The sequence below is a fragment of the Janibacter sp. CoH_79_TC_3 genome, from assembly GCF_058197955.1.
Genome location: NZ_JBXWIV010000143.1, coordinates 1 through 253, shown reverse-complemented (window position 1 = coordinate 253; position 253 = coordinate 1). Strand labels below are relative to the sequence as shown.

Below are 253 nucleotides of genomic sequence, written 5' to 3'. Positions count from 1 at the left end.
GTACATCACCAACCGACATCAGGAAGTAAGAGCCGAATACACCCTGATGCAGCATTGGAACGAGATGCCTCAGCTTGCCTCCCACATGAGCAAGAACCATCTCTTTGTGGTGGTGACAGCCCGAAAGGGAACCGTTTCCCACAAGTCGGCATTAGAGCGATTGCCGGAAGAGCTAACCCGCTTCTTCTCGGGCACGAACCTGATGATTATCTTCCCTGACCAGCACGGAGATTCATCGGGCAACCTACTGACA

The 253-nt window shown here is 53.0% G+C and carries 1 protein-coding gene; it reads left to right on the top strand.

Going from position 1 to position 253, the window contains the following annotated elements; all coding sequences use genetic code 11:
• Positions 1 to 253, top strand: a 253-nt coding sequence (locus AC2FA3_RS15405; protein WP_490510352.1) for a hypothetical protein, incomplete at both ends; no start/stop codon positions are given.